This window comes from Brevibacillus laterosporus (assembly GCA_007833815.1).
Taxonomy (GTDB): Bacteria; Bacillota; Bacilli; order Brevibacillales; family Brevibacillaceae; genus Brevibacillus_B; species Brevibacillus_B laterosporus_D.
Map to the genome: position 1 here is coordinate 2936544 of CP033464.1, position 24302 is coordinate 2960845.

Below are 24302 nucleotides of genomic sequence, written 5' to 3' on the forward strand. Positions count from 1 at the left end.
TGATCAAATTGAAATAAATGGAATGCCCCCATAGAGGAAAGGATGTTATCTCATGAAAATTGTAGGAATAGCAGGAACGATGAATGTTGACTCCAGCACAAAGAAGGTATTGCAAATCGTTTTAGAGTCAGCAAAGGTAGAAGGAGCAGATGTTGAATTAATCCATTTAGCAGAATGGCCCTTGCCTCTATATGATGCAAGAAATGATACTAGTACGTATCCTGAGATTGTTCATCAATTTGTGAAAAAAGTAGCGGAAGCAGATGCATTGGTGATTGGTTCACCCGAATATCATGGAACCATTACAGGAGCATTGAAAAACTCATTTGATTTCTTGGAAGGACGTTTTTTACACGGAAAACCAGCTGCGATTATTGGTGTAGCGGGTGGTGGAATGGGAGCAACTAATACGGTAAACACATTGCAACTCATATTACGTAATTTGCACGCTTATCCATTACCAGGTTCCCCGACCGTTGCTAACTCCTATAAAGCATTTAAAGAAGACAACACCTTGTATGACGAACGTCTGCAAGATCGCTTTGTTAATTTGGGTAAAGAACTGGTTTGGATGACAAAACAATTGAAACAGGACAAATAGTTTTAGCAAATGTCGGAAAATCCTCCAACTTTCCCTTGAAACGAAAGTAGCGGAAGCGGTATGATAGAACCATATGCTCTTTGGCGATACTGGCTGAAACGAGGGATGAGAGTGCCAACTCCAAGTATGGAAGATTATCTGGAAAGAATATATAGTTTAATTGATACCAAGGGATATGCTCGTGTTTCCGATATTGCAGAAGCGCTAGAGGTGCATCCGTCCTCTGTTACAAAAATGGTACAGAAACTAGATAAAGACAATTATTTGGTCTATGAAAAATATCGTGGGCTGGTCTTAACTGCTAAAGGAAAGAAAGTGGGTAAGCGTCTGGTAAGGCGACATGCGCTGTTGGAGGATTTCTTGACGCTAATCGGTGTAGATCAGGATCTCATTTATAAAGACGTAGAGGGAATTGAACACCATCTAAGCTGGGAATCTATTGCCAGCATTGAATATTTGGTTCAATTTTTAAAGGAAGATCCTACTCGCGTTGCTGAGCTCATGCGTATTAGAGAAGAAGACGAACAAAAAGAAGATACGGATACGAAACCAGAGTCCGTGTAAGAAAAAAAGCAAGCGGGTTAAGCTTGCTTTTTTGATATCTAATGCTCAACTTTCAGGAGTAGGATAACTATTCTGTCGCATAAACTACTTGTGGATTTATCTTTGTATAAAAGACGGAGGGATCACATGCGAGTAGATGCGGTTTTTGAAGGGGGAGGCATGAAAGGTATAGCTTTAATTGGAGCGATTACGGCTATGGAACAGAATGGGTACCAGTGGGAGAGTGTCGCTGGTACATCTGCTGGTTCTATTGTCGCCGCTCTTTTGGCTGCCGGATATCGTCACCAGGAGCTTCGAGGCATATTCGAAACGTTGAACTATTTGCAATTTTTAAAAAGAAAAGGCTGGTCAAGAGTGCCCTATGTTGGGTCATTCTATAATTTGCTGGTCCAAAAGGGCTTGTATCCCAGTGATGAAATTGAGCGTTTTGTCGGTCAATTGCTACGAAAAAAAGGAATCCGCACATTTGGTGATTTACCCAAAGAAAAACTGCGTATCATTGCTTCTGACATCAGCGCCGGAGCCATGTTAACTTTACCGGATGATTTTCCAGATTTCGGAATTGATCCGGAAACCTTCCCCATAGCCAAAGCAGTAAGAATGAGCTGCGCAATCCCCTATTTTTTTCAACCTTATTTTTTGTTTAAAAATAAGACCCCTCATATTATTGTAGACGGTGGTCTATTAAGTAATTTTCCTGTTTGGTTATTTGATTCCAAGGAGAAACCCTTGTGGCCCACTTTTGGTTTCCGTTTAAATGATGAGACTGTTCCTGTTCGCCCTCAGTCAGTGAAGAGTCTGTACGGTTTGTCTAAAGCTTTGCTCATGACCATGATGGATGCTCACGACCGTTTTCATGTGAAAAAAGCAGAGGCTGTGCGTACGGTATTTATTCCCACCAAAGGATATAGTGCGATCGATTTTCACTTGAGTGCAACTCAACGACAAGAATTATTTGACTCAGGTAAAAAAGCAGCTGAAGACTTTTTGAATAAGTGGGATTTTAATCAGTATGTTACCGCATTTCGCAGTGAAAAAAATAACAGCTTTCTAGTTTGAAAGCTGTTACTGGTACATCTTCGGTTTATTTTGTTTTGTTTTATCCTGTTTGTCTTTTTTGCTACCTTTACTGCCCTCAATAACCTGAAACGGATTAGGGCGACGATTAGCTGTTGCAGATCGCTTTAACCCTGGTTTCATTGGTTTGATCTTTTGCGTTTTTTTGGAGAAACGCGGCATGAACTTGCCTGTTTTCAAAAAATTACGAGCCAGATACAACAAGAGAGCAGAAAAGGCAACTAGGGCAATCATCGTACTGGGATTCTGCAAAAATTTAGTTGTAAATCCGATGATGGCCAACAAGATGATTACCCCAAAAACCGGATAAAGAAAGCCTCTTTTCACTAGCTTCACCTCTTTGGATAGGTTACTTAACCGGTGGTAGCAAGCTTTTGATTCTCAATAAATTCTCGATCTCGTTCTCTCATTTTTTCAAAAGAGGCAATGGCTACTTCCACTTGGGTGTCATCAGGTTCTCTTGTTGTGATGCGCTGTAACCAGAGTCCAGGATAACCGAGGAAACGAAGAACAGGGATATCTCGCAACAGGTTGGTTCCTTGCAAAACCTCATAAGAAACGCCAATTACCACTGGTAACAAAATGATACGCTGAACGACTCGATCCCACATAGTGTTGTAATCAACCAAGGAGTATATAAATACACCGACAATAATGGAGAAAATGAGAAAGCTACTGCCACAACGGTAGTGTAGGGTGGAAAAACTTTGTACGTTCTTTACCGTTAATTCTACCCCAGCTTCGTAGGCGTTAATCACTTTATGTTCAGCACCGTGATATTGAAATAATCGTTTGATCAATGGAGTCTGGGCAATTAGGCTAATATAACCGATCAACAGGAAGAATTTAATCCCGCCTTCAATTAGATTTTGCCATACCCCAGATGGAACCCATTTGCCAAATAAGAAGCCAGCGAGAAGGGCAGGAACAACAGTAAATAAAATTTTACCGACTAGAAAAGAGAGGACACCGACCACGGCAACGCCTAAAATCAATGTCATTTTAGACGGACCAGAATCTTTATCTGCCTCATCATCTGATTCCATGCTGTATTGTTCCGAAGCGAAGTTCAGATGCTTGGCTCCGCTGGCACTTGCCTCAATCAAACCTACGATCCCACGAAGAAATGGGATTTTTTTTAAGTTATTTACCCATGTGATCGTCTTTTTTGGTTCTTCAAAGTATTCAATTTCTTGGTTCTTTCGGCGGATGGCGGTTACGGTCACTTTTCTACCGCCAAACATAACGCCTTCTATTACGGCTTGCCCGCCATATGCAGGCACGTTTTGTTGCTTCAAATTTGATCACCATCCTTATTCCTATTGTAACCGAAAGTTATGTCGTTCTGCCACCTAATGTTCCAGGGTACTTTTCGTTATGGATATCTCATGTTTTTCCTATACATAGCCATACTAGTACCGAGGTGATTAAGATGAGTGCAAACATGTCGAAACAACAAGGGCAAAAAACAATGGACTCCGAAGAGGAACGCCAAAATAATCAAGTAGCATCTGGTGGAAGAACCAAAACAAAACCTGTGCGTGTTAAGACTATCTTACAAATTTCTTTATGTGGAACCTTGATCTGGACGATTCTTCGTGTCTTTATGCATTTCTTGCAATTCACTCCTTATGGGGCTTATGTTTTTGCTCGTCCGTTACTTGGAAAAGCCCAAGAGGATTCATATCCTGGTCTAGCTTTAGGAGCGGTTATGCTATTTCTTATTATTTTTGTTGCATGCTTAGTCTATTGCTTTGTTCTAGGCAACATTTACAATTGGTGGCTGGGTGTTTTGTATGGGATTGCTTTTTTTTATTTGTTTGGATATTTATTCCATATGAGTCATTGGGGATGGGGGGTCTGGAGTACAGAATTTTTCTGGTTTATGTCGCTTGGGATGTTTATAGGCATGAGTATTGTAGCTGAGCGGTTTGATACAGAAGAAACGGGTAAGTACGAAACAGACCAATAATGTAGGAAAGGAAAGAATATGATAAGATAGACAGAAATTGAGAGGAAAGGAGACGACCAAACCATGATCTCTGTCTTAGTAATAAATGGACCGAATTTGAATGCATTAGGAAAACGCGAACCTTCTATTTATGGTCAGGACACCGTAGAAGATATCGTGGAGCACCTGCAAACGGTAGCAAATGAATTACAGGTATCAATTGGGCATCTTCAATCCAATCATGAAGGTGTACTAATTGATGCCATTCACGATGCGCGTGATGCATACGATGGGATTATCATGAACCCAGGAGCTTTTACACATTATAGTTATGCAATTCGTGACGCAGTAGCCAGTGTGTCGTTGCCTCTCATCGAGGTTCACATCTCCAATGTTCACAAACGTGAAGAGTTCCGACACACGTCTGTTATTGCCCCTGTAGCGTTTGGACAGATTGTCGGGTTAGGCAAGGATGGTTACGAATGGGCATTACGGGCCTTGGTTCGTCATTTGCAACACAACAAGAGTACATAGAAAGCCAACAAGAATGGGAGAGATAGTGATGTCACATCGTTTGGACAAACTAAGAGCGGTATTGCAGGAACAAAAATTGGATGCACTCGTTATAGAGAGTGAAGTGAATCGTCAGTATATTAGTAATTTTAGTGGTTCCACAGGGTGGGCGATCGTATCTCTAGACCAAGCCAAATTCGTAACGGATTTCCGCTATATTGAACAAGCAACGAAAGAGTGTACGGCTTTTGAAATTATTAATAATAAACGTCAAGCGTTACCAACCATTAAACAGGTTCTACAAGATATGGGGGTAACGAAAGTTGGATTTGAGGCAGAGCATACGAGCTATGCTATCTTTGAAACATGGAAGCAAACGTTAGACAATGTAGAGTTAGTAGCTACGAAAGGTCTTGTCGAGAAATTGCGGTTGTACAAAGAGGAAGCTGAATTGGTTATCATGAGGCAAGCAGCCCAGTTATCTGACGATGCTTTTGCCCATGTGATCAAAATGATTAAACCAGGAATTCGTGAAATGGACGTAGCCAGTGAGCTGGATTACTATCTACGTAAGCATGGTGCAAAGGGTTCTGGCTTTGATATTATTGTAGCTTCTGGTAAACGTGGAGCCTTACCTCATGGTCGCGCCAGTGAAAAGGTAATTGAAGCAGGAGATATGGTAACGATCGATTTTGGAGCACATTATAAAGGCTACCACTCTGATATGACACGTACCTTTGCTGTAGGAGAACCTGATCCGAAAATGAAAGAAATCTACGAGATTGTTTTGAAGGCAGAGTTGGAAGGCGTGAACAAAGTAAAGGTCGGTATGACCGGAAAAGAAGTAGATGCCTTGACTCGTGACATTATTAAGGAAGCAGGGTATGGGGATTATTATGGTCATGCAGCCGGTCATGGTTTAGGAATGGATGTTCATGAGGCTCCTGCGATCTCCATGCTATCAGAAACAGTGCTGAAGCCGGGCATGGTGATTACAATTGAACCAGGCATTTATGTAGAAGGCCTTGGTGGAGTACGTATTGAAGATGATGTTGTATTAACTGAAAATGGAGTCGAGATTCTGAACAAAACGCCAAAAGAGTTGCTGATTTTGCCTGTATAAATTATACTATTTAAGGTTGAGTTATATTTAGGAGGAAAAGCATGATTTCTGTAAACGATTTTCGCACTGGTTTAACTATTGAAGTTGACGGTAATATTTATTCAGTACTTGAATTCCAACACGTAAAACCGGGAAAAGGTGCGGCATTCGTTCGTTCCAAATTGCGTAACCTGCGCAGTGGTAACGTAACGGAAATGACCTTCCGTGGTGGAGAAAAAGTAAACCCTGCTCGTATTGAAACAAGCACAATGCAATACCTGTATGCAAGTGGTGATGATTATACGTTCATGAATACGGAAACGTATGAGCAAATTACCTTTACACAAAAACAAATCGAGCATGAACTGAAATTCTTAAAAGAAAACATGAACGTTCAAATCATGCAATATAACAATGAAACAATCGGTATTCAACTTCCAAACAGCGTTGAACTGGAAGTAACAGAAACAGAACCAGGTATTAAAGGTGATACAGCTACTGGTGCTTCTAAAAAAGCAACATTGGAAACTGGCTTTGTCGTAAACGTACCTTTGTTTGTTAACCAAGGTGATAAGTTAATCATTGATACTCGTACACAAGCGTACGTGTCTCGTGCGTAGGTAACGAAATTACACAGAAAAGCAAAGAAAAACTGCCGATTTTCGGTAGTTTTTTTGCTATCTGATCTAGTACGAGTGTTAATTAATAAGACATGCCCCCCATCCTGCTTGATGTCACGAAGGAGGTTGCCAAACGATATCAGGCGATTTCCATTCCAACGAGTTATTTTATTGATGAACAAGGAATGATTAGACAAAAGGTGATTGGACCAAAGCATTATTGGATCAAATCATTGAGGAGAGATAGAAGGGGACAACAAATTATCTTCTTTGTTCCATGAAACAAGCCTCTATCATCGTGAAGTGCACCCCTTAAAGTAGACATTGGAAAAACCCTCGAGGTTATCCGATGAACTGAACTGACCCCCGAATAGTGGACACTTTTAGAAAAAGTGGACCTATTCGGGGTTTTTGTGTTTTTTAAAAGGCTAAATCCTGCTTCTAACGAATTTCCTGCTGTGTGATAATCACTCTTCGCAAAATTATAAACGTCGCAACTTTATTTCAATCCTACAAATGGCAAACAAAAGACGAGAAGCGGCTTGAGGTAGTCACGAATGCTAAAACAGGGCAGGTTGAGGAAATTCAGGTTCCAAGAGCTGCTAGAAAAATAACGATTTCGTCAGGATGGAATACCTATACTCGAACAATATCCTAATGAAGCATATGTTGTATCGGTTGATCCGTTTTCGGGAAAAGTCAATGGATTCCGAAATAATACGGAATGGAAGGACAAAATTGATCTGCCTGATAAGAGTCAAGCAATTACAGGAAAAATAGAAATGCGTTGATCTTAAGTATTCCATTTAAAAAAGCGGGACAGTTACTCGTGGTCTCACAAAATTACAAAAATACACCCTATCATATGCATTGGAATGCTTAGAACAGACTTACAAGTCTCCTAAGAACCAATGTCTTCATGAGTGGGTGTATTTTTACATTTTCCTTGTCACAATGGACCCTCACATTGCTTTACCTATCCAGTCCAACAGTTTCATCAAAAAAGCTGTAATTCCAGCTGCCATCAGTGGTCCTACAGGCACTCCTTTAAAAAATACAATGCCAATAATAGAACCAATAACTAAGCCTACAATTAACTGAGGGTCAGCACGTAGCATATCCAGCCCTTTTCCGTTTAGATGAGTAGCTAGGATCCCTCCTACCAGCGCCATGATGCCGACTATGGTGGTAAAGAGTGGAGTTACATCTTTGAGCGATACCTTTTCACTGGCAAATGGTACGAGAACGGATACGGTTAAAAAGAGAAGGCCCAATTCCAGACCACGTCTCTCCACAGCTGGAAATAGGCGTTCTAACGAAGTTAATTTTAGGACCAACAATAAGCTGGCTGCGGTAGCAATGATGGGAGAACGACCAATGAGGCCAACAATGATGAGTACAACCAACATAATTTCACCGCTTGCTACATGCATGATTCATCGAACCCCTGTCCTGTGTCTTCCTCTCAAATTTATGAGCCAAGCAGGGGGAGTATGCGTTTTTCCTTGTAGACAGGAACGATTTTATAATGATTGAGCTGACTAGCCATTTCTATATCTTCTTGATGTTGATGATGCCGTAAACGTTTACCAGTCTTGCTGTTCATCATAACTTGCAAGAGGGAAGGAGCAAAAGACTGATAAGCTGCTCGCATTGCTTCTGCTAAATCACATACCTCGATGGAGGGGAGAGAATTCTTTGCCTCGTGCACTAAAAAGCCAGCACATAGGCCATCTTCTAAAGCGAATTCCATTCGTGTGCCGGAACAATAAAGGGTGATATCACGCTTTAATTGAAGTGCTTGTGTAATACAAGCTGTTGCATTTAGAAAAGCTGCGATATATAAATGCTCCGCCTTCTCCGCCTTTTGCATGGCACGGGTACCGTTTGTGGTGGTTAAAACGAGATGAGGTTTGTGTTCCCAGTTCACTTTTTTCATCGCGATAGGGGAATTGTTTTCATCAAATAATGCGATTTTTTTGCACTGGCGTTCCCCAGCGAGAAGAGTTTGATTCGTACGTAAAGACAGTGCTTGCCCGATTGTCTCGGTGATACTCACCGACTGACAGCCATGGGCCAGAGCACTAATAATAGTGCTGGTAGAGCGTAGTACATCAATAACAATGACGGTTCGATGTGTAATCTGATCTAAACGAATCTCTTCTACTGTGGGCACCACTTCTATTCGCATACCAATCTTCTCCTGTCTTCTAATACCTGATAGGCGGTGTCACCGCGCAATCCACGGCGCAGAGTTTCAAGAGATAAGAGATCAGCAGGAGCGATGTTTCCAAGATTAACGTCAAGCCCAATCGTCTTTAACAAACTGATCTGTTGAGGCTTCTGAGGAGCTTCCCAGATTAGCTTAGTAGCAAGTGTAGATGCTTGTTGTATGACTTGTTGAACGAACTTTGCATCGATTTCTCCCTGCTTGTTGTAGATACCAACATTACCGCTTTCTCTCGCTTCCACAATGACATAGTCGGCACCAGCCTTCACATCTGCCGCCAGCGTGGCCAAGAGCATTTCTTGATCAGCGCGGAATGTACTCGCCTTTTGTCCATATTCTGAAAATACACGAAACCCCATTTCTCTAGCCATTGAAATCGCATCATGCCTCTCTTCAATAGAAATGGGCATGCTACCATCTGAAATTTCCACTGCATTAAATCCAGCATCCCGGATTCGTTCCAGATACGTCTTTACTCCATTCTGCGTACAGGCTATTTCAAAAAATGTTCCACCTGGCATGACTGCAATATCTAGAGAGAGGGCTAGAGTTAGTTTTTCTTCTAGCACTGAAAACGGATAGAGAACAGAGGTTCCAAAGCCTAGTTTATAAATATCAATATAGGTGGAAGCGGTGTGTAGCAAGTCTTTCATTGCGTGTAAGCCTAATCCTTTGTCGATTACCATCGTAACGCCGGTATGACGTGGCTTACATTCTCGGGTACAGGAGGGATCTACCCACTGAGTCGGCCAGAACGAGATCTCTTTTTCCATTAGTAAGCTCTCTCCAATCCATAGGCATTTGTTTTACCATATGCAGTCTGTGTCTACATGGTCGACGAGGTATGAGCCTATCTATTTTTGATTGGTAAAGGACATAACATCGGACAAGTTGCATAGAGTGGGGAAGAGAGGGGAGTGGCATGCATGTGGGAAAAAGCAATTTTGGGGATGGCTTCGTTACGATTGTTGTCGGGCAGTCTGGAAATTATTGTAGCCTTGCTAATCCTCAGGGTAAATCAAGTAGAAAAAGCGTTGATTTATAATTCCGGTCTAGCTTTGGTTGGTCCCATGATCTTACTCGCAACTACTACGATTGGGATGGTAGGTTTATCCGATAAATTGTCACTTACGAAAATATTGTGGATCTTTATCGGGGTGACTTGCATTTTGATTGGGGTAAAAAGTAAATAGTCGTTGCCGGTTCTGGGGAATACTACCCACTAGCAAAAGTGAGGAGGAATTCTTATGGAACACGTAGAGCAGCATTTGGCTTATTTACAAGGATTAGTGGAGGGATTAGACCCAGAACAAGCCGGTTTAGAAGGAAAGGCTTTGTTCAGTCTGGTACAGCTTTGTGATGATTTAATAGCGGAATTGAGAACTGTTCATGTACGTGTGGAAGAATGTGAGCAATATATAGAAGCTGTAGATGAAGATTTAACCGATCTAGAGTACCTGTTATACGATGACGAAGAAATTTACGAAACAGTACACGAAGACTATCAAGAAGCAATGAGCTACCGAGAACAATTCTCGGATCTGGATGATTCGGACGAAGCGTATTATTATGAAGCGCTTCATACAACAGACAGGAAGGGGATCGTTCAACATGTCCATGAATTGGAATGTCCCCAATGTAGAGAGGTTTTAATGATTAAAGAAGAAGTTGATCCTGAGGGCTATCATTCCTATGAAATAACAAATCGCTTCCATCGGGATATTCTTAATCCATCGTAGTCACCCGTCTCAAAAGTCAATTATAAGTCCACTCTAGCAACGGAAAATGATGTACTAGTTTTCCTTGCCTTATAGTCATAAATGTTGTCCCTTCCCGCATAGGATGAGATAAGTCAGAGTGGACAAAGGGGAGACTTTATGAAACATATCTTGTCTTTGTTGCCGACAGAGATACGCGCCGTGATAGCGGCTCTGCCTGTAAAAGTGCAAGAACATGTAGAAGAGATTCGACTACGACAAAACCTACCGATCGAGATTCGTTACGGACATCAGGCAAGTTATGTAACACCCACAGGTCAGCTTACAGCCAATTTTCGCCAAGGTTGGATGTTTCGTGAGGATTCAAGCGTAAAATTACTTAATCAGATTAGCCAGCACTCGCTTTATGCGTTGGAGGAAGAATTGAGGCGGGGGTACATTACAGTTGTCGGGGGACATCGTATTGGTATCGCCGGCAGGGTGGTGCTAGAGCGTGGAGATGTCAAAGGGATACGAGATATAACCAGTTTTAATATAAGGATTGCCCGTGAAAAAAAAGGCGTAGCAAAGGATATCCTCGCATATTTGTTTGATAAGGGGCAATTTCAATCAACATTGGTGATCTCACCTCCGCAATGCGGCAAAACTACGTTACTCCGTGATTTGGCAAGATGCATTAGTTATGGTAACGAGTGGTCTTCTAGCAAAAAGGTAGGGATTGTAGACGAACGCTCCGAAATAGCAGGATGTTACAATGGCATTCCGCAACGAGACGTAGGGCCGCGCACCGATGTGTTGGATGCTTGTCCTAAAGCAATTGGAATGATGATGATGATTCGTTCCATGTCACCTGACCTCATTGTAGTAGATGAAATCGGTAGACAGGAAGACAGTGAAGCTATATGGGAAGCTCTACATGCAGGGGTAGCTGTGTTATGCAGTGCTCACGGCATTGCACTTGAAGACATCGCAAAGCGGCCTACGATTTCGCGGTTAATCGTGGAGAGGGTATTTAAACGTTACGTGATTCTTAGTCGAGAACACGGAGCTGGGACAATTCACGGATTATATGACGAGCACTTGCGACCAATGAAGGAGAATGTCATATGCTCAAGATAATGGCGGCTATTGTAGTGCTATTGTCAGCCTCTCTTATTGGTATCCAGTTAGGAAAGCGTTATAGCGAGCGAGTAAAAGAACTAAGAGCCTTGCTTCACTCCTTGCAAATGCTAGAGACGGAGATTGTCTATGGAGCTACGCCTCTCTCGTTAGCTTTCGAAAAAATTTCTGTTCGAGTGACCAAAAGCATTGGGAATCTGTACAAGCGGGCTAGTGAGCTTTTACAAACCAAAGAAGGAGAATCCACCCAAATGATTTGGCAAACAGCATTGGAACAAACCTGGGCAACAACAGCATTACGAAAAGAAGAGAAAGAAGTCTTAAAGAATCTGGGCTATGTCATGGGGAATTCGGATCGAGAGGATCAGAAGAAGCATTTGCAACTAACCGTCTTTCATTTGCGAGGTTTAGAAGAAGAGGCCAAAGCCGAACAGATTAAGTACGAAAAGATGTACAAAAGTTTAGGATTTTTAGGCGGACTTCTCGTCGTCATACTAATGATGTAAGAGCGAGGTGTGAGGCGTGGGCTTTGATTTGACTCCAGTATTCCAAATTGCCGGCGTTGGGTTCATCGTTGCGATTATTCAGACGGTACTAAAAGCTTCAGGAAAGGAAGACATTGCACAGTGGGCCACGCTGGTAGGATTTATTATTGTGTTGTTTATGGTAGCACATTATTTAGGTGATTTATTTACCGAGGTAAAACGAGTCTTCCTTTTTAATTAGGGGGTGGGGAGCCGATGGACATCGTGCAAATTGTCGGTCTGGGCTTAGTAGCAACGCTCCTCGCCCTGGTCATTAAAGAACAAAAACCCTTATTCGCTTTCTTGCTGGCAGTAGTGAGCGGTGTCATCATTTTTACCTTTTTAATTGGCAAGATTTCTGATGTCATTCGTGTTTTGGAAAAATTAGCCGTCCATGCTGATCTGAACCTTGTGTTCCTTGGAACGATTTTAAAGATTATTGGGATTGCCTATATTGCCGAATTTGGAGCTCAGGTGACGAGAGATGCTGGACAAGGGGCGATCGCCTCCAAAATTGAATTAGCCGGTAAAGTACTTATTCTTGTCATGGCGGTTCCCATTATTCAGATCATTATTGAAACAGTGGTCAATTTACTGCCTGCATAAAGGGAGGTGAGGTTGAACGGTGGCACAAAGATATACCCTGTTGCTCCTGTTTCTTCTGCTATTCTTTGCAGATGGTGCCATCGCAGCATCATCAACCCCCGAGACCTTTTCGCCAGTGGAAAAAATGGTCAAGCAGCAGACAGAGCATTTAAATATGCAACAGATTGAGACTTTTTGGAAAAAGACACTGGACCAATATGAGGGCTATCTGCCTGATCTGAAACAAAAAGGCTTCATGCAACTGCTGATGGAGGATGGAGGTTTGTCGCCATCTAGTCTATTTAAGGGAATTCTAAAATTTTTCTTCCACGAAATTCTTATGAATGGGAAGCTGCTCAGCTCGATCATCATCATTACCGTGTTCGCGATGCTTCTAGAATCCATGCAAAATGCTTTTGAAAAAAATACGGTTTCTGTTGTAGCTTATGCTATTGCTTACCTGGTTTTGATGGTGCTTGCGATGAATAGCTTTCATGTGGCGATTACCTACGCCAAGGATGCAATTCAAGGGATGTCGGACTTTATGCTTGCCATGATTCCTCTTGTGCTCGCCTTGCTTGCTTCGATGGGAAACTTAGCTTCGGCCGCCATGTTCCATCCCATTATCGTCTTTATGATCAATATTAGCGGATTTCTTATTTCGACCATCATTTTCCCGCTATTATTCCTTTCAGCGATGCTTTCCATTGTCAGTTTATTTTCAGAAAGGTATAAGGTTACGCAGTTAGCAATTTTGCTTCGCAATATCGCGATGGGAGTGATGGGTTCGTTTTTAACCATCTTTCTTGCGATTTTGAGCATTCAGGGAGCCACTTCAGCTATGGCAGACGGTGTCACCATTCGGACAGCGAAGTATATCACAGGAAATTTTGTGCCTGTGGTAGGCCGTATGTTCACGGATGCAGCAGACACGGTCGTTAGTGCTTCTGTGCTTGTAAAAAATGCAGTGGGACTGGCTGGTGTCATTATTCTACTACTTTTATGTGCCTTTCCAGCAATGAAGATACTGGTACTGGCTCTAATCTACAATTTTTCCTCGGCTGTACTACAACCGTTGGGAAATAGCCCAATCATTAAAGCTCTAGGCACTATAGGCAAAAGCCTGCTGTATGTATTTGCTGCCCTTGCAACGGTTGGATTGATGTTCTTTCTGGCCATCACCATCATAATTGCAGCTGGAAATATATCCTTGATGGTTCGGTAGGTGAAATGAAATGGAATGGTTGAATCTCTGGTTGCGAAAAGTTGTGCTACTAGTGTTGCTAGCCGCCTTTCTGGATCTCATCTTGCCCAATACGAAGATACAGCAATACGTCAAAATGGTGATGGGCCTCATTATTCTGCTCACGATCATGTCACCGGTCTTCTCTATTTTTCAAATTACACCAGATGAATTAGCTACCAAAATTGGTATCTACCAGAACAAACAGGAAAAAAAAGAAAATCAGCCAGAGTGGGAACAACTAACACAAAAATTAGTTCAAGACAAAGATGCACAAATGACCCAATATGTATCTGCACAATTAAGTAGCCTCCTTGCTGAAAAAGTAAAGGTGACATTTGGAATAACACTATCGGACGTGGCGATTCGTTTTGCTTCAAATGGAGATAAAGATCAAGTAATCAAAGAGATTACAGCAACGATTAGCTCAGATCAACTTCCTTCAAGTTCTACCAAGAAAGAACAGCAAGCAACTACCATCAAACCTGTTGAGCGAATTACACCGGTTCAATCAGTTGAGATTACTCTCAGTGAACAAGTAGAGGGGAAAGAGACGGAGAATGAGGCTGTCATAGCTTCTGCTCCCGTTGTTAAGCAAGACCCACTTCATGCTGAGATTGCAGCTTATATTGCCAAGGAATGCGGTGTGGAAATAAAGCAAGTGGAAGTGATTGCTACAAAACCAGAGGCAGAAAAGCGCTAGCACTGCGGTATCTGAAAGGAGGGATCCTCAATGTTGAATTCGTTAAAGAAAATTATTCAATCCAAGGATGAGCCAAAAAAAATGAAGCCGCTTCATTATCTGATCATCTTGCTTTGCTTAGGGGCTGCATTTATGATCTTTACTGATTTTTTGTCATTCGCCCCCGATATAGCACGAGAGCAAGAAGGTGCTTACAGTTCGGTACAGCCTCCTGATGATCCGCTTAAAAGCGCACCTGCTTTCTCTTCTAATGCAACAGGTGGTGACTTAATACGAGAATATGAGAATCGCTATGAGACACAATTAAAAGACATATTAGAAAAAGTAACAGGCGTAGGCTCTGTAGAAGTGATGGTGAATCTTGATTCGACTCCAGAAGTTGTAGTAGAGAAGAATCGGGAACAACGTCAGGCTACTACAAACGAAACCGATAAGGAAAAAGCGACTCGCGCCCAGAGTGACCAATCCCGCAATGAACAGGTGGTTGTCATGAATGGTTCCAAACAAGAACAGCCTGTCATAGTGAAAACCTTAAAACCTAAAGTGAGAGGAGTGCTGGTTGTAGCCAAAGGAGCAGAGAATATTCAGGTGAAAGCCTGGATTACAGAAGCCGTTCAGAAAACGTTAGAAGTACCTGCTTATAAAATTGCAATTTTGCCCAAAAAATAGTAGGAGGGATTTAAATGATTTTACGTAAACAAACGGTCTGGCTGTTGACAATGCTTGCAGTGATGGTAGTGCTGTCTGGATATTACATGGTAAAAGGTCCAAATGACCAAGTACCAGCAGCCACTGATCATAAAGAAGCCCAAAAAGAGAATCAACAGATCACAGGAATTGAGGTAGATACGAAACAATTGGATCAACCAATGGAAGAAGCAAAACAAGTAGAGAGCAAAGAAGCCGTAGATAAAGCTACTGACAAAGCAGTCGGGCAGCCTGATAATAAAGCAACAACCAAAACTCCAGCAGCAGCTACAGCACCAGATGTTACTGCACTACCTTCTCCAGCAGCAGCAGACGTTTTTCAAGGCTATAAGCTAAAACGGGAAGCGATGACCCAATTACAAAAAGATGAACAAACGGCAATCATGACCAACTCTAATTCGACGCCACAAGCGATTGCAGAAGCGAATGCTCGTTTAGAGGAATTGTCTACGCTTGAGCAGCAGACACTAGCGTTAGAAGAGTTAATTAAAACAAAAGGCTACAAGGATTGTGTAGTAAATACTCAAAAGGAGAGTGTTAGCATTATTGTTCAGAAAGATAAAGTAGATTCAAAAGAGGCAATTACATTGATCGCTCTTGCCAAGCAGCAACTAAATGTCCCAGGCAAAAATATTACAGTTAGTTTTCAACCCTAGGGGGAAAAAAGGATTTCTTTCTCGAATCTAGTTATAGATGAGAAAGAAATCCTTTCTTGACGTTCGCGTGACAAAAAGTTACCATAAAATTTATGACCAGCTCATAACATGCAATCATAATTGTGATTCCGATCGACGGAAGAGCTGAATTATTGACGAACAAAGGGGTGCTAGGTAGTGTTTAAACTGCATGAGATCCGTGAGATTATCAAATTGTTGGACCAATCCTCCATTAAAGAATTTGAGCTTGAGGCGGATGGCTCTAAGCTCTCTATTAAAAAAAGCGGCGGAGTAGAAGTAACTCAACCAGTTGTTGTGCGCTCTGAGCCTGTTGCTTATACATCAGCTCCTGTTGAGCAACACACACCAAAAGTGGAACCGGTTGCTGCACCTCAGGCAACACAAGCTGTAGCGGCTACACCAGTAGAAAATGAAGCTAATTTGCATAAAATTGTTTCTCCAATGGTAGGTACATTCTATATGTCCCCAGAACCTGGAGCGCCTGTCTATGTAAATCCAGGTGATCGTGTTACACCAAACAAAGTCGTTTGTATTGTAGAAGCGATGAAATTGTTTAACGAAATCGAGGCTGAAGTGGCTGGCGAAATCGTCAAGGTCCTAGTAGAAGATGGACAATTAGTAGAATACGGCCAACCTTTATTCTTGGTAAAGGCACAATAATTGGAGGAGAAACGCGATGTTTCAAAAGATTCTCATTGCCAACCGCGGTGAAATTGCCGTGCGCGTTATCCGTGCATGCCGCGAATTAGGTATCCAAACGGTTGCTGTATACTCAGAAGCAGATCGAGAAGCACTGCATGTTAAGCTCGCTGATGAGGCTTACTGCATAGGTCCTACTGCTTCTAAAGACAGCTATTTAAATATGGCAAGTATCATGAGTGTTGCAACCAAAGTAGGAGCAGATGCCATCCATCCAGGATATGGATTTTTAGCTGAGAATGCTGACTTTGCTGAGATCTGTTCGGCTTGTAACATCACGTTTATCGGACCAGATCCAGAAGCCATCACGGGTATGGGTGATAAATCCACAGCTAAAGACACCATGAAGAATGCTGGGGTTCCCATTGTCCCTGGAACGGACGGTCTGATTGAGAGTATTGCCGAAGCCTTGGACACAGCAAACGAGATTGGTTATCCTGTTATTGTTAAGGCTACAGCAGGCGGCGGCGGTCGAGGCATGCGTGTGGCTGTAAATGACGATGATTTAGAAAAAGCAATTCGTCAAGCGCAGAATGAAGCCAAAACAGCCTTTGGAAATGCTGGCGTTTATTTGGAAAAGTTCGTAGAAGGCCCGCGTCACGTAGAAATTCAAGTCATGGGCGATAAGTATGGCAATGTGGTTTATCTTGGAGAGCGCGACTGCTCAATCCAACGACGTCATCAAAAATTAGTAGAAGAAGCTCCATCTCCAGCGTTAAGCGAAGAATTGCGTCAACAGATGGGAGAGGCTGCTGTAGCTGCTGCTAAAGCAGTAAATTATCATGGTGCAGGTACTGTAGAATTCCTATTGGACAAACATGGTCGCTTTTACTTTATGGAAATGAATACGCGTATTCAAGTAGAGCATCCGGTAACGGAACTTATAACTGGTTTTGACCTTATTAAAGAGCAGATTAGTGTAGCATACGGTAATTATTTGTCCTTTACGCAGGAAGATATCGTTCTGGATGGCTGGTCGATTGAGTGTCGCATCAATGCTGAAAATCCGGCAAAGAACTTTATGCCTTCACCGGGTAAAATTGAGGGATACTTAGCGCCAGGTGGTTTCGGTGTTCGTATTGATAGCGCCGTATATCCAGGCTATTCTATCCCGCCTTATTACGATTCCATGATTGCGAAGGTGATCGTTTGGGGGAAAACGCGTGAAGAAGCTATCGAACGAATGAAACGTGCTTTGCAGGAGTTTATGATCGAAGGTGTTCATACTACTATACCTTTCCACTTAAAATTATTAGAGCACGAAGTATTCATCAGTGGACAATTTGACACAAAATTTTTAGAGACATACGATCTTCATTTGAATGATCTCTAGGAAGTTTGCAAAAAAACATACCCCGCTGTTATAATGAAGTGTAATTGAAAAGGGAGGTGCGAAGCGTGGAATTTATAGATGCAGAAGAGACAAAAACAGAGCTTGGAAAAATCCAGATCGCTCCCGAAGTCTTGGAAGTTATTGCTGGTATGGCATCTGCTGAGGTTGACGGAGTTGCACATATGACCGGCGGATTAGTTGGAGATTTCGTTGAAAAGTTAGGGAAAAAAAGTGCAGCACGAGGAGTACGCGTAGAGGTAGGCTCCAAAGAAGCGGCAGTTGACGTTTCCATTATCGTAAAATACGGCCATCGAATTCCTGAAGTAGCTCGTAACATTCAAGACAGCGTGCGTAACGCGATTGAAGCGATGACCGGGCTATCAGTGGTGGAAGTGAATGTACATATCATCGATGTTGAATTAAAATCCGAGGAAAAAGTACAACCAGCAGCAACTCCACCTGTTACACAAACGGAAGAATATCAGCGGGTTCGATAAACCTTATCAGGAGATGCCCCCAGTTTAGGGGGCATTTTTCCTACTGGTCGAACAAGCTGATCATGAGTTCTTCGCTGGCTGATCATTTTTCCTACAAAGGAGAGGTGCGCATGAATCTTTTTGACCGGTTTATCCTAACAATTTACAGTATTGCGCTGACGGCGGGCTCTATAATTGCGATTGGTGTCATTACCCGCTTAATTCAGCCGTACTATGTAGAAGCAGTGCTTAATGAATTGTATCGTACGGACATGATTAACATTCCTTATCTAATCGTAGCTGTCATTTTTTTGGTGATTAGCGTTCGCTTTATTTTTAGTGCTTTTCCACAACGAAAGGTACGAGAAGAAAAAGGAATCTATCAACGCAATGAAAACGGAATGGTAAATATCAGCTTTACAACAATCAAAGCGATTGCAGATCGTGCAGGGCGAAAAGTTCGCGGAGTTCGCGATCTTACAACCACAATTCGCTCGATGGAAAACGGGAATGCGATCATTTTGAAAATCACTGTAGATGGTGAGACTCCTATTCCTGAAATGACGCAAACGTTGCAAACCGAAGTAAAACAGCAAGTGGAAAGCATCGCTGGCGTTGACATCGCAGAGGTGACTGTTGTGGTAACGGAAGTCGTCTCAAAGGAAAATAATGTCGCCGTTCGAAACAGAAAGTTGGATTAGAGGGTGAATAGGATGCTTTGGGAGTTATTATGGGAACATAAGGGGAAACTGTTAGGAGTGCTGGCTGGTTTTCTTTTTGGTATCATTTATTTGTTCGTGGGTTTCTGGAACACGCTGGTTTTCATTGTGTTTATTGGGACAGGCTATTTTATTGGACAAAAACTGGATCGAAAAGAAGACCTGCGAGAAATTCTCGATCGGATTTTACCTGGCAAATTTAAATAGTAGGTGACTAAGTACATGAAACGCAGAATTGCACGCGAAAAAGCGGTTCAAATCCTTTTTCAAATCGACATGGCAGAGGTTGAGCTATACCATGCTCTAAATATGGTAATGGAAGACAGCTCGGAAGACAACAAATACCTTTTGTACCTGGTAGAAGGCGCATTAAATAATTTAGATTCCATCGATGAAGCAATAAAACAATATCTGCGTGGATGGCAATTGGATCGTATTGCCAATGTAGATCGCGCGATTTTACGCCTTGCCTTTTTTGAATTGATGTTTGAAGAGGGAGTACCTGCCCGCGTAATAGTGAATGAAGCGATTGAGCTAGCGAAGCTTTTTAGCGACGATCAGTCTTATCGTTTTGTGAATGGCGTGCTATCTAATTATCTGCAAAGCAAAGAACGAGTAGAAACTCAAGAATAAACGACAGGTGAAGCGAATGAAAAACGTGATGGTAGGAATTGACACCAGCAATTATCGGACATCGCTTTGCCTCGCAACAGAAGACGGTGAGATTGTAGCAGAAGCCAAAAAACTCTTACGTGTAAAAGCAGGAGAGCGGGGGTTGCAACAATCGGAAGCCGTCTTTCAGCATGTGATGAACCTTCCTGAATTATGTGACCAATTAAAATTAGAGGAATATCAAGTAAAGGGCATATGTGTGAGTGAAAAGCCACGCCCCATAGAGGGGTCTTACATGCCTGTCTTTAAAGTGGGCGAAGGATTAGGTAAATCACTTTCTTTATTTTTACGTGTACCCCTCTACTTGACAACACATCAGGAAGGTCATATCGCGGCAGGCGAGTATACAGCTATGCAGAGACCAGCAAACGACCGATTTTTAGCTGTCCATTTATCTGGGGGAACCAGTGAAATCCTTTCCTGTGAGCGTACTGAAACAGGATACCAGATAGATATTATTGGGGGCACGATAGATCTGCATGCGGGACAACTGGTTGATCGCATTGGAGTAGCTTTGGAACTACCTTTCCCTGCAGGGCCTTATCTAGAGGAATTAGCTAAAGAGATAGATCACGTAGAAGACTCAGTAGGAGAATTCCGAGTGTCCTCATCTGTTAAAGGACTTACCTTTAGCTTCTCAGGACCTGAGAATGCTTTATTACGAGCAAACAAAGAGGGAATTGCAACTCCTGCCCAAATCGCCCGTGCAACTGAACAGTGCGTGGCTATCAGCTTAGAAAAAGCTTTGCGCAATGCGATGGAAGCTGGCCATGGTCGGGAAGTCCTCATTGTTGGTGGTGTAGCGGCTAACCAATATATTCGAGAACGCTTGCTTAAGCGGCTTGAACATCCAGCTGTAAAGGGCAAACTCTCTTTCTGCGACCCTGCTTATACAGGTGATAATGCATATGGTGTAGCTATGTTAGGGTGGATGAAAGTTAAAGACGAACATTAAAGTGTTTTCTGTTAATAAAATTCGTCTTTACACCTATGTCCTCTTTCGCTACACTTACTGTATACAGATGAACGAATATGGAGGAGTGACAAACATGACAGCCCAAGTAATCGATGGTAGAGAGTTTGCAAAATCGTACCGTGAACGAATCAAACAAGAGGTAACAGAATTAGTTGATAGAGGGATTCAACCTGGTTTGGCTGTTGTTTTAGTTGGTGATGACCCTGCTTCCCAAACCTATGTAAACGGGAAAATCAAGGCGTGTGAAGAAACGGGGATTTACTCAAAGTCTTTCCGTCTAGAGAGTAGTGTAACGCAACAAGAAGTAGTAAAATTAGTAGAGCAATTAAACCAAGATCCGAACATTCATGGGATTTTGGTGCAATTACCTTTGCCTAAACATATGAACGAAGAAGCAATTATTGATGCTATTTCTCCGGAGAAGGATGTGGATGGTTTTCATCCGATCAGCGTAGGTAACTTATGTATTGGTAAAGAGACCTTTCTTCCATGCACGCCACATGGTGTCATTGAGCTGATTAAAAGTACGGGAATTAGCATGGAGGGTAAGCATGCTGTAGTAATAGGTCGTAGTAATATTGTAGGGAAACCCGTTTCCTTATTACTTTTGCATGAGAATGCTACTGTAACAATGTGTCATTCCCGTACAAAAAATCTGGTTGAACAAACTCGTCAGGCAGATATTTTGGTGGTGGCGGTAGGAATTGCCCACTTAATCAAGAAAGAGCATGTGAAAAATGGTGCCATTGTCATTGATGTTGGTATGAACCGTCTAGATGGCAAGCTTACTGGGGATGTTTTGTTTGACGAAGTGAAGGAAGTAGCGAGCCATATCACTCCGGTGCCAGGCGGTGTTGGTCCAATGACGATCACAATGCTCATGCAGAACACAGTCATCTCGGCAAGACGTAAACTGACTGTATAATCGTTGATAGAGGAAGGGATCGTTTATGAAGCCAGCAGAGGTCATGTCCGTCGCGGAATTAAACCGTTATGTAAAGCGCATGATGGAGGGAGATCTTAAGTTAGCGGATGTTTGGATTCGCGGAGAAATCTCTAATTTTACGCATCATCACAGCGGTCACATGTATTTCACGTTAAAGGACAAAGATTCACGGATTAAAATCGTGATGTTTGCTAGCTATAACCGCTTCCTTACATTTATACCGAAGAATGGAACCAAAGCGATTGTGCGTGGTTCCATTTCTGTATTTGAAAGGGACGGTGCATACCAATTATATGCAAGAGAATTGCAACCCGATGGAGTGGGAGCTTTATTTCTTGCCTATGAACAATTAAAAGAAAAACTGCAGCAAGAAGGTTTGTTTGCTTCTGAAAGAAAGCGTGCATTACCACGGTTCCCAAAAACCATCGGAGTGGTTACTTCTCCCACGGGAGCAGCCATTCGAGATATTATTACCACAATAAAGAGGAGGTACCCACAGGCTGGAATTATGCTGGCTCCAGCGATTGTGCAAGGAATTGAAGCACCTGCTTCAATCATTCGCGCCATTCGCAACATGAACCAGCACCAGGTTGATGTGCTGATCGTCGGACGTGGAGGAGGCTCGATTGAAGAGCTGTGGGCATTTAATGAGGAAGCGGTTGCCCGAGCTATTGTGTCTTCACAAGTGCCTGTTATTTCAGCAGTTGGTCACGAGACGGATTTTACCATTGCGGATTTTGTGGCAGATATCAGGGCGGCAACCCCGACAGCCGCAGCCGAACTAGCAGTGCCTCACTATTTGGAATGGATGGAGCGTATCAAACAGTTGGATCATCGACTGGCTCGAGCTCTACAAACGGAACTACAAGAGAAGCGTGCCCATTTACATAGATTGCAACAATCATATGGTTTAAAAAATCCGTTACGTCGGGTGGAAGAGAGACGACAGCGCATTGATGAGATCACGTTGCGTCTTGGTGCGATCATGAAAATGAAGGTGGTTCGCAAACGTGAGCAAACGAGTCATGTGAATAAACGATTAAGTCAGATTCGTTTGGATCGACAAGTGGAAGAGAGACGCATACAGATCAATCGCATCGAAAGTCAGTTGACTCAGCGTATGAAACAAAAAGGGGAACGGTCTAGACAAGCATGGCTGGCCCTAGTCCAGCAATTAGATGCGTTAAGTCCGTTAAGGGTCATGCAACGTGGTTTTAGCCTATCTTATAAAGGTGATACATTAATCAAAACGGTTGAAGGAATTGAAGTGGGTGATCAGCTCATGATACGATATCAAGATGGTAAGATCCTGACAACGGTAACAGACATAGAGCGAAAGGAAGAGAACCATGGCTCGTAAAAAAGCAGAGCAGGAAACAGAACTTCTGTTTGAAGAAGCAATGCAACGGCTGGAAGAAGTGGTGCGTCAGTTAGAAGAAGGTGATGTACCTTTGGAAAAAGCGATTGATTTGTACCAAGAAGGGATTCAACTATCTCGTCAATGTGCAACGAAATTGGATGTAATTGAAGCTAAAGTGATTCAACTTCTAGACCAAGACGGTAGCATATCCGAGCGTCCGTTCCATGTGGAGGAGGACTAGCATGAGTTTCAGCCTGAAGGATTACTTGAATGAAAAGATTGCATTATTGGAGACGGAATTACCAAAAGGCCTAAAGACAGAAGGGGTTCCCACCGATCTGTACGAATCAATGCACTATTCTCTGATGGCTGGTGGCAAGCGATTACGTCCTATCCTTGTACTAGCTGTTCTGGAAGCGTTTCATCAACCAATTGAACGTGGACTGCCATATGCGATGGCTTTAGAAATGATCCATACGTACTCGCTTATTCATGACGATCTTCCTGCTATGGACGACGACGCACTACGGCGGGGGAAACCGACCAATCATAAGGTGTTTGGCGAAGCTACTGCCATTTTAGCAGGGGATGCTCTTTTAACAAGAGCGTTTGGTCTGGTGGCCAGTTCTTATTTATATCACCCAGAAGTAAAAGCCGAGACAACTGTTCAACTGCTGGCTGAACTAGGGCAACGTGCCGGTGAACAAGGCATGGTGGGTGGTCAAATGGCAGATATTGCAGGAGAAGGTAAACAGCTTTCTCTAGAACAATTGGAATATATTCACTTACATAAAACAGGTGATCTGCTGGTTGCAGCCTTGAGAGGCGGGGGTTATCTAGCGGAAGCGACATCGAATCAATTGCAGGCTCTAACCAATTATGCGGTTAAGATTGGACTAGCCTTCCAGATTAAAGACGACATTTTAAACGTAGAGGGAGATGCTGTTTTGCTTGGTAAAGCTGTGGGTAGTGATGCCAGCAAAGAGAAAGCAACTTATCCTGCGTTACTCGGACTGGCAGAATCTAAACAACGTCTAGCGACGCTTGTAAAAGAAGCTCAAGCAGAACTTACGGCAGAAGATATTAACCATGCTGCACTGTTTGCTCTAGCAGAGTATGTGATGGAGCGAGTTAGCTAACTCTTTTATGTGAGACGGATATCATAAGTCTCTTATGGTTTTTTACA

General features: G+C 42.6%; 34 protein-coding genes and 1 pseudogene. 30 read left to right on the forward strand and 5 right to left on the reverse strand.

The genetic code is table 11. The annotated features are described in order from the left end of the window. Nucleotides 1–52 precede the first annotated feature (52 nt). The 3 genes from EEL30_15250 to EEL30_15260 all read left to right on the forward strand — a co-directional run bounded on the left by EEL30_15250 (nucleotide 53) and on the right by EEL30_15260 (nucleotide 2224). Nucleotides 53–601: an NADPH-dependent oxidoreductase gene (locus EEL30_15250; GenBank protein ID QDX93528.1), complete on the forward strand. Its 549-nt coding sequence runs from the start codon at nucleotides 53–55 to the stop codon at nucleotides 599–601. Nucleotides 602–712: 111 nt separating this feature from the next. Beyond that, nucleotides 713–1165 (forward strand): transcriptional regulator MntR, encoded by a 453-nt coding sequence (gene mntR, locus EEL30_15255; GenBank protein ID QDX93529.1) that lies wholly within the window; start codon nucleotides 713–715, stop codon nucleotides 1163–1165. A gap of 126 nt (nucleotides 1166–1291) precedes the next feature. After that, nucleotides 1292–2224 (forward strand): phospholipase, encoded by a 933-nt coding sequence (locus EEL30_15260; GenBank protein QDX93530.1) that lies wholly within the window; start codon nucleotides 1292–1294, stop codon nucleotides 2222–2224. 6 nt (nucleotides 2225–2230) lie between these two features. On the opposite strand, the gene EEL30_15265 is transcribed toward EEL30_15260, so the two are convergent. Beyond that, complete coding sequence (locus EEL30_15265; protein ID QDX93531.1) at nucleotides 2231–2578, reverse strand: hypothetical protein; 348 nt, start codon at nucleotides 2576–2578, stop codon at nucleotides 2231–2233. 17 nt (nucleotides 2579–2595) lie between these two features. Next, nucleotides 2596–3540 carry a DUF1385 domain-containing protein gene (locus tag EEL30_15270; GenBank protein QDX93532.1) on the reverse strand — a complete coding sequence of 315 codons (945 nt, stop codon included), beginning with the start codon at nucleotides 3538–3540 and terminating at the stop codon, nucleotides 2596–2598. Between the two features lie 134 nt (nucleotides 3541–3674). On the opposite strand from EEL30_15270, the gene EEL30_15275 reads away from it, so the two are divergent. The 6 genes and pseudogenes from EEL30_15275 to EEL30_15300 all read left to right on the forward strand — a co-directional run bounded on the left by EEL30_15275 (nucleotide 3675) and on the right by EEL30_15300 (nucleotide 7195). After that, the gene (locus EEL30_15275; protein ID QDX93533.1) at nucleotides 3675–4214 is read left to right on the forward strand and encodes a hypothetical protein; all 540 of its coding nucleotides are present in this window, start codon (nucleotides 3675–3677) and stop codon (nucleotides 4212–4214) included. A gap of 63 nt (nucleotides 4215–4277) precedes the next feature. Continuing rightward, nucleotides 4278–4727: a type II 3-dehydroquinate dehydratase gene (gene aroQ, locus EEL30_15280; protein ID QDX93534.1), complete on the forward strand. Its 450-nt coding sequence runs from the start codon at nucleotides 4278–4280 to the stop codon at nucleotides 4725–4727. A gap of 28 nt (nucleotides 4728–4755) precedes the next feature. Continuing rightward, complete coding sequence (locus EEL30_15285) at nucleotides 4756–5829, forward strand: aminopeptidase P family protein (protein ID QDX93535.1); 1074 nt, start codon at nucleotides 4756–4758, stop codon at nucleotides 5827–5829. A gap of 41 nt (nucleotides 5830–5870) precedes the next feature. Further along, the gene (efp, locus tag EEL30_15290; protein ID QDX93536.1) at nucleotides 5871–6428 is read left to right on the forward strand and encodes an elongation factor P; all 558 of its coding nucleotides are present in this window, start codon (nucleotides 5871–5873) and stop codon (nucleotides 6426–6428) included. 92 nt (nucleotides 6429–6520) lie between these two features. Further along, on the forward strand, nucleotides 6521–6709 hold the full coding sequence (locus tag EEL30_15295; GenBank protein ID QDX93537.1) for a hypothetical protein: 189 nt from the start codon (nucleotides 6521–6523) through the stop codon (nucleotides 6707–6709). 230 nt (nucleotides 6710–6939) lie between these two features. Next, a pseudogene (locus EEL30_15300) lies at nucleotides 6940–7195 on the forward strand (peptidase). 195 nt (nucleotides 7196–7390) lie between these two features. On the opposite strand, the gene EEL30_15305 reads toward EEL30_15300, so the two are convergent. The 3 genes from EEL30_15305 to EEL30_15315 are packed head-to-tail and all read right to left on the reverse strand — an operon-like array spanning nucleotide 7391 to nucleotide 9431. Further along, a complete protein-coding gene (locus tag EEL30_15305; GenBank protein ID QDX93538.1) occupies nucleotides 7391–7861 on the reverse strand; it encodes a DUF441 domain-containing protein in 471 nt (156 codons plus the stop codon). Between the two features lie 38 nt (nucleotides 7862–7899). Then, complete coding sequence (locus tag EEL30_15310; protein ID QDX93539.1) at nucleotides 7900–8619, reverse strand: 2-phosphosulfolactate phosphatase; 720 nt, start codon at nucleotides 8617–8619, stop codon at nucleotides 7900–7902. Next, nucleotides 8610–9431 carry a phosphosulfolactate synthase gene (locus tag EEL30_15315; protein QDX93540.1) on the reverse strand — a complete coding sequence of 274 codons (822 nt, stop codon included), beginning with the start codon at nucleotides 9429–9431 and terminating at the stop codon, nucleotides 8610–8612. The genes EEL30_15310 and EEL30_15315 overlap by 10 nt, the downstream gene beginning before the upstream one ends. Before the next feature lie 153 nt (nucleotides 9432–9584). Between EEL30_15315 and EEL30_15320 the strand changes: the two genes are divergently transcribed. From EEL30_15320 to EEL30_15420, 21 genes are all read left to right on the forward strand, one after another. Further along, nucleotides 9585–9851: a DUF2619 domain-containing protein gene (locus EEL30_15320; protein QDX93541.1), complete on the forward strand. Its 267-nt coding sequence runs from the start codon at nucleotides 9585–9587 to the stop codon at nucleotides 9849–9851. Between the two features lie 54 nt (nucleotides 9852–9905). Continuing rightward, nucleotides 9906–10397 (forward strand): hypothetical protein, encoded by a 492-nt coding sequence (locus EEL30_15325; GenBank protein ID QDX93542.1) that lies wholly within the window; start codon nucleotides 9906–9908, stop codon nucleotides 10395–10397. 138 nt (nucleotides 10398–10535) lie between these two features. Beyond that, the gene (spoIIIAA, locus tag EEL30_15330; protein QDX93543.1) at nucleotides 10536–11495 is read left to right on the forward strand and encodes a stage III sporulation protein AA; all 960 of its coding nucleotides are present in this window, start codon (nucleotides 10536–10538) and stop codon (nucleotides 11493–11495) included. Beyond that, the gene (spoIIIAB, locus tag EEL30_15335) at nucleotides 11483–12001 is read left to right on the forward strand and encodes a stage III sporulation protein AB (GenBank protein QDX93544.1); all 519 of its coding nucleotides are present in this window, start codon (nucleotides 11483–11485) and stop codon (nucleotides 11999–12001) included. Before spoIIIAA ends, spoIIIAB begins: the two co-directional genes overlap by 13 nt. A gap of 16 nt (nucleotides 12002–12017) precedes the next feature. Continuing rightward, nucleotides 12018–12221, forward strand: a complete 204-nt coding sequence (gene spoIIIAC / locus EEL30_15340) for a stage III sporulation protein AC (protein QDX93545.1) — start codon at nucleotides 12018–12020, stop codon at nucleotides 12219–12221. A gap of 14 nt (nucleotides 12222–12235) precedes the next feature. Continuing rightward, a complete protein-coding gene (spoIIIAD, locus tag EEL30_15345) occupies nucleotides 12236–12625 on the forward strand; it encodes a stage III sporulation protein AD (protein QDX93546.1) in 390 nt (129 codons plus the stop codon). A 19-nt stretch (nucleotides 12626–12644) separates the two neighbouring features. Further along, nucleotides 12645–13829, forward strand: coding sequence for a stage III sporulation protein AE (gene spoIIIAE, locus EEL30_15350; GenBank protein ID QDX93547.1), 1185 nt, complete (start codon nucleotides 12645–12647; stop codon nucleotides 13827–13829). Between the two features lie 10 nt (nucleotides 13830–13839). After that, a complete protein-coding gene (spoIIIAF, locus tag EEL30_15355; GenBank protein QDX93548.1) occupies nucleotides 13840–14550 on the forward strand; it encodes a stage III sporulation protein AF in 711 nt (236 codons plus the stop codon). A 30-nt stretch (nucleotides 14551–14580) separates the two neighbouring features. Then, complete coding sequence (gene spoIIIAG / locus EEL30_15360; GenBank protein QDX93549.1) at nucleotides 14581–15219, forward strand: stage III sporulation protein AG; 639 nt, start codon at nucleotides 14581–14583, stop codon at nucleotides 15217–15219. A 14-nt stretch (nucleotides 15220–15233) separates the two neighbouring features. Next, nucleotides 15234–15914: a SpoIIIAH-like family protein gene (locus EEL30_15365; protein ID QDX93550.1), complete on the forward strand. Its 681-nt coding sequence runs from the start codon at nucleotides 15234–15236 to the stop codon at nucleotides 15912–15914. Between the two features lie 177 nt (nucleotides 15915–16091). After that, nucleotides 16092–16595, forward strand: coding sequence for an acetyl-CoA carboxylase biotin carboxyl carrier protein (gene accB, locus EEL30_15370; protein QDX93551.1), 504 nt, complete (start codon nucleotides 16092–16094; stop codon nucleotides 16593–16595). Between the two features lie 16 nt (nucleotides 16596–16611). Further along, nucleotides 16612–17967 (forward strand): acetyl-CoA carboxylase biotin carboxylase subunit, encoded by a 1356-nt coding sequence (accC, locus tag EEL30_15375; GenBank protein ID QDX93552.1) that lies wholly within the window; start codon nucleotides 16612–16614, stop codon nucleotides 17965–17967. A 65-nt stretch (nucleotides 17968–18032) separates the two neighbouring features. After that, nucleotides 18033–18464 carry an Asp23/Gls24 family envelope stress response protein gene (locus EEL30_15380; protein ID QDX93553.1) on the forward strand — a complete coding sequence of 144 codons (432 nt, stop codon included), beginning with the start codon at nucleotides 18033–18035 and terminating at the stop codon, nucleotides 18462–18464. Nucleotides 18465–18574: 110 nt separating this feature from the next. Next, nucleotides 18575–19144 (forward strand): alkaline shock response membrane anchor protein AmaP, encoded by a 570-nt coding sequence (gene amaP / locus EEL30_15385; protein ID QDX95784.1) that lies wholly within the window; start codon nucleotides 18575–18577, stop codon nucleotides 19142–19144. Between the two features lie 12 nt (nucleotides 19145–19156). Beyond that, a complete protein-coding gene (locus EEL30_15390) occupies nucleotides 19157–19369 on the forward strand; it encodes a DUF2273 domain-containing protein (protein ID QDX93554.1) in 213 nt (70 codons plus the stop codon). A 15-nt stretch (nucleotides 19370–19384) separates the two neighbouring features. Beyond that, the gene (gene nusB, locus EEL30_15395) at nucleotides 19385–19795 is read left to right on the forward strand and encodes a transcription antitermination factor NusB (protein QDX93555.1); all 411 of its coding nucleotides are present in this window, start codon (nucleotides 19385–19387) and stop codon (nucleotides 19793–19795) included. Nucleotides 19796–19811: 16 nt separating this feature from the next. Further along, nucleotides 19812–20789: an O-sialoglycoprotein endopeptidase gene (locus tag EEL30_15400; protein ID QDX93556.1), complete on the forward strand. Its 978-nt coding sequence runs from the start codon at nucleotides 19812–19814 to the stop codon at nucleotides 20787–20789. Between the two features lie 94 nt (nucleotides 20790–20883). Further along, nucleotides 20884–21735, forward strand: a complete 852-nt coding sequence (folD, locus tag EEL30_15405; GenBank protein ID QDX93557.1) for a bifunctional methylenetetrahydrofolate dehydrogenase/methenyltetrahydrofolate cyclohydrolase FolD — start codon at nucleotides 20884–20886, stop codon at nucleotides 21733–21735. Between the two features lie 25 nt (nucleotides 21736–21760). Beyond that, nucleotides 21761–23116 (forward strand): exodeoxyribonuclease VII large subunit, encoded by a 1356-nt coding sequence (locus EEL30_15410; GenBank protein ID QDX93558.1) that lies wholly within the window; start codon nucleotides 21761–21763, stop codon nucleotides 23114–23116. Next, nucleotides 23106–23357 (forward strand): exodeoxyribonuclease VII small subunit, encoded by a 252-nt coding sequence (gene xseB / locus EEL30_15415; GenBank protein QDX93559.1) that lies wholly within the window; start codon nucleotides 23106–23108, stop codon nucleotides 23355–23357. Before EEL30_15410 ends, xseB begins: the two co-directional genes overlap by 11 nt. Nucleotide 23358: 1 nt before the next feature. Next, entirely contained in the window at nucleotides 23359–24255 is an 897-nt protein-coding gene (locus EEL30_15420) for a polyprenyl synthetase family protein (protein QDX93560.1), read from the forward strand. The last annotated feature ends 47 nt before the right edge of the window (nucleotides 24256–24302 follow it).

Excerpts from the sequence above, each read along its gene's own strand:
- EEL30_15250 (QDX93528.1), top strand. The coding sequence starts at position 53 with ATGAAAATTGTAGGAATAGCAGGAACGATGAATGTTGACTCCAGCACA.
- EEL30_15260 (QDX93530.1), top strand. The coding sequence starts at position 1,292 with ATGCGAGTAGATGCGGTTTTTGAAGGGGGAGGCATGAAAGGTATAGCT.
- EEL30_15275 (QDX93533.1), top strand. The coding sequence starts at position 3,675 with ATGAGTGCAAACATGTCGAAACAACAAGGGCAAAAAACAATGGACTCC.
- aroQ (QDX93534.1), top strand. The coding sequence starts at position 4,278 with ATGATCTCTGTCTTAGTAATAAATGGACCGAATTTGAATGCATTAGGA.
- EEL30_15285 (QDX93535.1), top strand. The coding sequence starts at position 4,756 with ATGTCACATCGTTTGGACAAACTAAGAGCGGTATTGCAGGAACAAAAA.
- efp (QDX93536.1), top strand. The coding sequence starts at position 5,871 with ATGATTTCTGTAAACGATTTTCGCACTGGTTTAACTATTGAAGTTGAC.
- EEL30_15295 (QDX93537.1), top strand. The coding sequence starts at position 6,521 with ATGCCCCCCATCCTGCTTGATGTCACGAAGGAGGTTGCCAAACGATAT.
- EEL30_15305 (QDX93538.1), bottom strand. The coding sequence starts at position 7,861 with ATGCATGTAGCAAGCGGTGAAATTATGTTGGTTGTACTCATCATTGTT.
- EEL30_15310 (QDX93539.1), bottom strand. The coding sequence starts at position 8,619 with ATGCGAATAGAAGTGGTGCCCACAGTAGAAGAGATTCGTTTAGATCAG.
- EEL30_15315 (QDX93540.1), bottom strand. The coding sequence starts at position 9,431 with ATGGAAAAAGAGATCTCGTTCTGGCCGACTCAGTGGGTAGATCCCTCC.
- EEL30_15320 (QDX93541.1), top strand. The coding sequence starts at position 9,585 with ATGTGGGAAAAAGCAATTTTGGGGATGGCTTCGTTACGATTGTTGTCG.
- EEL30_15325 (QDX93542.1), top strand. The coding sequence starts at position 9,906 with ATGGAACACGTAGAGCAGCATTTGGCTTATTTACAAGGATTAGTGGAG.
- spoIIIAA (QDX93543.1), top strand. The coding sequence starts at position 10,536 with ATGAAACATATCTTGTCTTTGTTGCCGACAGAGATACGCGCCGTGATA.
- spoIIIAB (QDX93544.1), top strand. The coding sequence starts at position 11,483 with ATGCTCAAGATAATGGCGGCTATTGTAGTGCTATTGTCAGCCTCTCTT.
- spoIIIAD (QDX93546.1), top strand. The coding sequence starts at position 12,236 with ATGGACATCGTGCAAATTGTCGGTCTGGGCTTAGTAGCAACGCTCCTC.
- spoIIIAF (QDX93548.1), top strand. The coding sequence starts at position 13,840 with ATGGAATGGTTGAATCTCTGGTTGCGAAAAGTTGTGCTACTAGTGTTG.
- spoIIIAG (QDX93549.1), top strand. The coding sequence starts at position 14,581 with ATGTTGAATTCGTTAAAGAAAATTATTCAATCCAAGGATGAGCCAAAA.
- EEL30_15365 (QDX93550.1), top strand. The coding sequence starts at position 15,234 with ATGATTTTACGTAAACAAACGGTCTGGCTGTTGACAATGCTTGCAGTG.
- accC (QDX93552.1), top strand. The coding sequence starts at position 16,612 with ATGTTTCAAAAGATTCTCATTGCCAACCGCGGTGAAATTGCCGTGCGC.
- amaP (QDX95784.1), top strand. The coding sequence starts at position 18,575 with ATGAATCTTTTTGACCGGTTTATCCTAACAATTTACAGTATTGCGCTG.
- EEL30_15390 (QDX93554.1), top strand. The coding sequence starts at position 19,157 with ATGCTTTGGGAGTTATTATGGGAACATAAGGGGAAACTGTTAGGAGTG.
- nusB (QDX93555.1), top strand. The coding sequence starts at position 19,385 with ATGAAACGCAGAATTGCACGCGAAAAAGCGGTTCAAATCCTTTTTCAA.
- EEL30_15400 (QDX93556.1), top strand. The coding sequence starts at position 19,812 with ATGAAAAACGTGATGGTAGGAATTGACACCAGCAATTATCGGACATCG.
- folD (QDX93557.1), top strand. The coding sequence starts at position 20,884 with ATGACAGCCCAAGTAATCGATGGTAGAGAGTTTGCAAAATCGTACCGT.
- EEL30_15410 (QDX93558.1), top strand. The coding sequence starts at position 21,761 with ATGAAGCCAGCAGAGGTCATGTCCGTCGCGGAATTAAACCGTTATGTA.
- xseB (QDX93559.1), top strand. The coding sequence starts at position 23,106 with ATGGCTCGTAAAAAAGCAGAGCAGGAAACAGAACTTCTGTTTGAAGAA.
- EEL30_15420 (QDX93560.1), top strand. The coding sequence starts at position 23,359 with ATGAGTTTCAGCCTGAAGGATTACTTGAATGAAAAGATTGCATTATTG.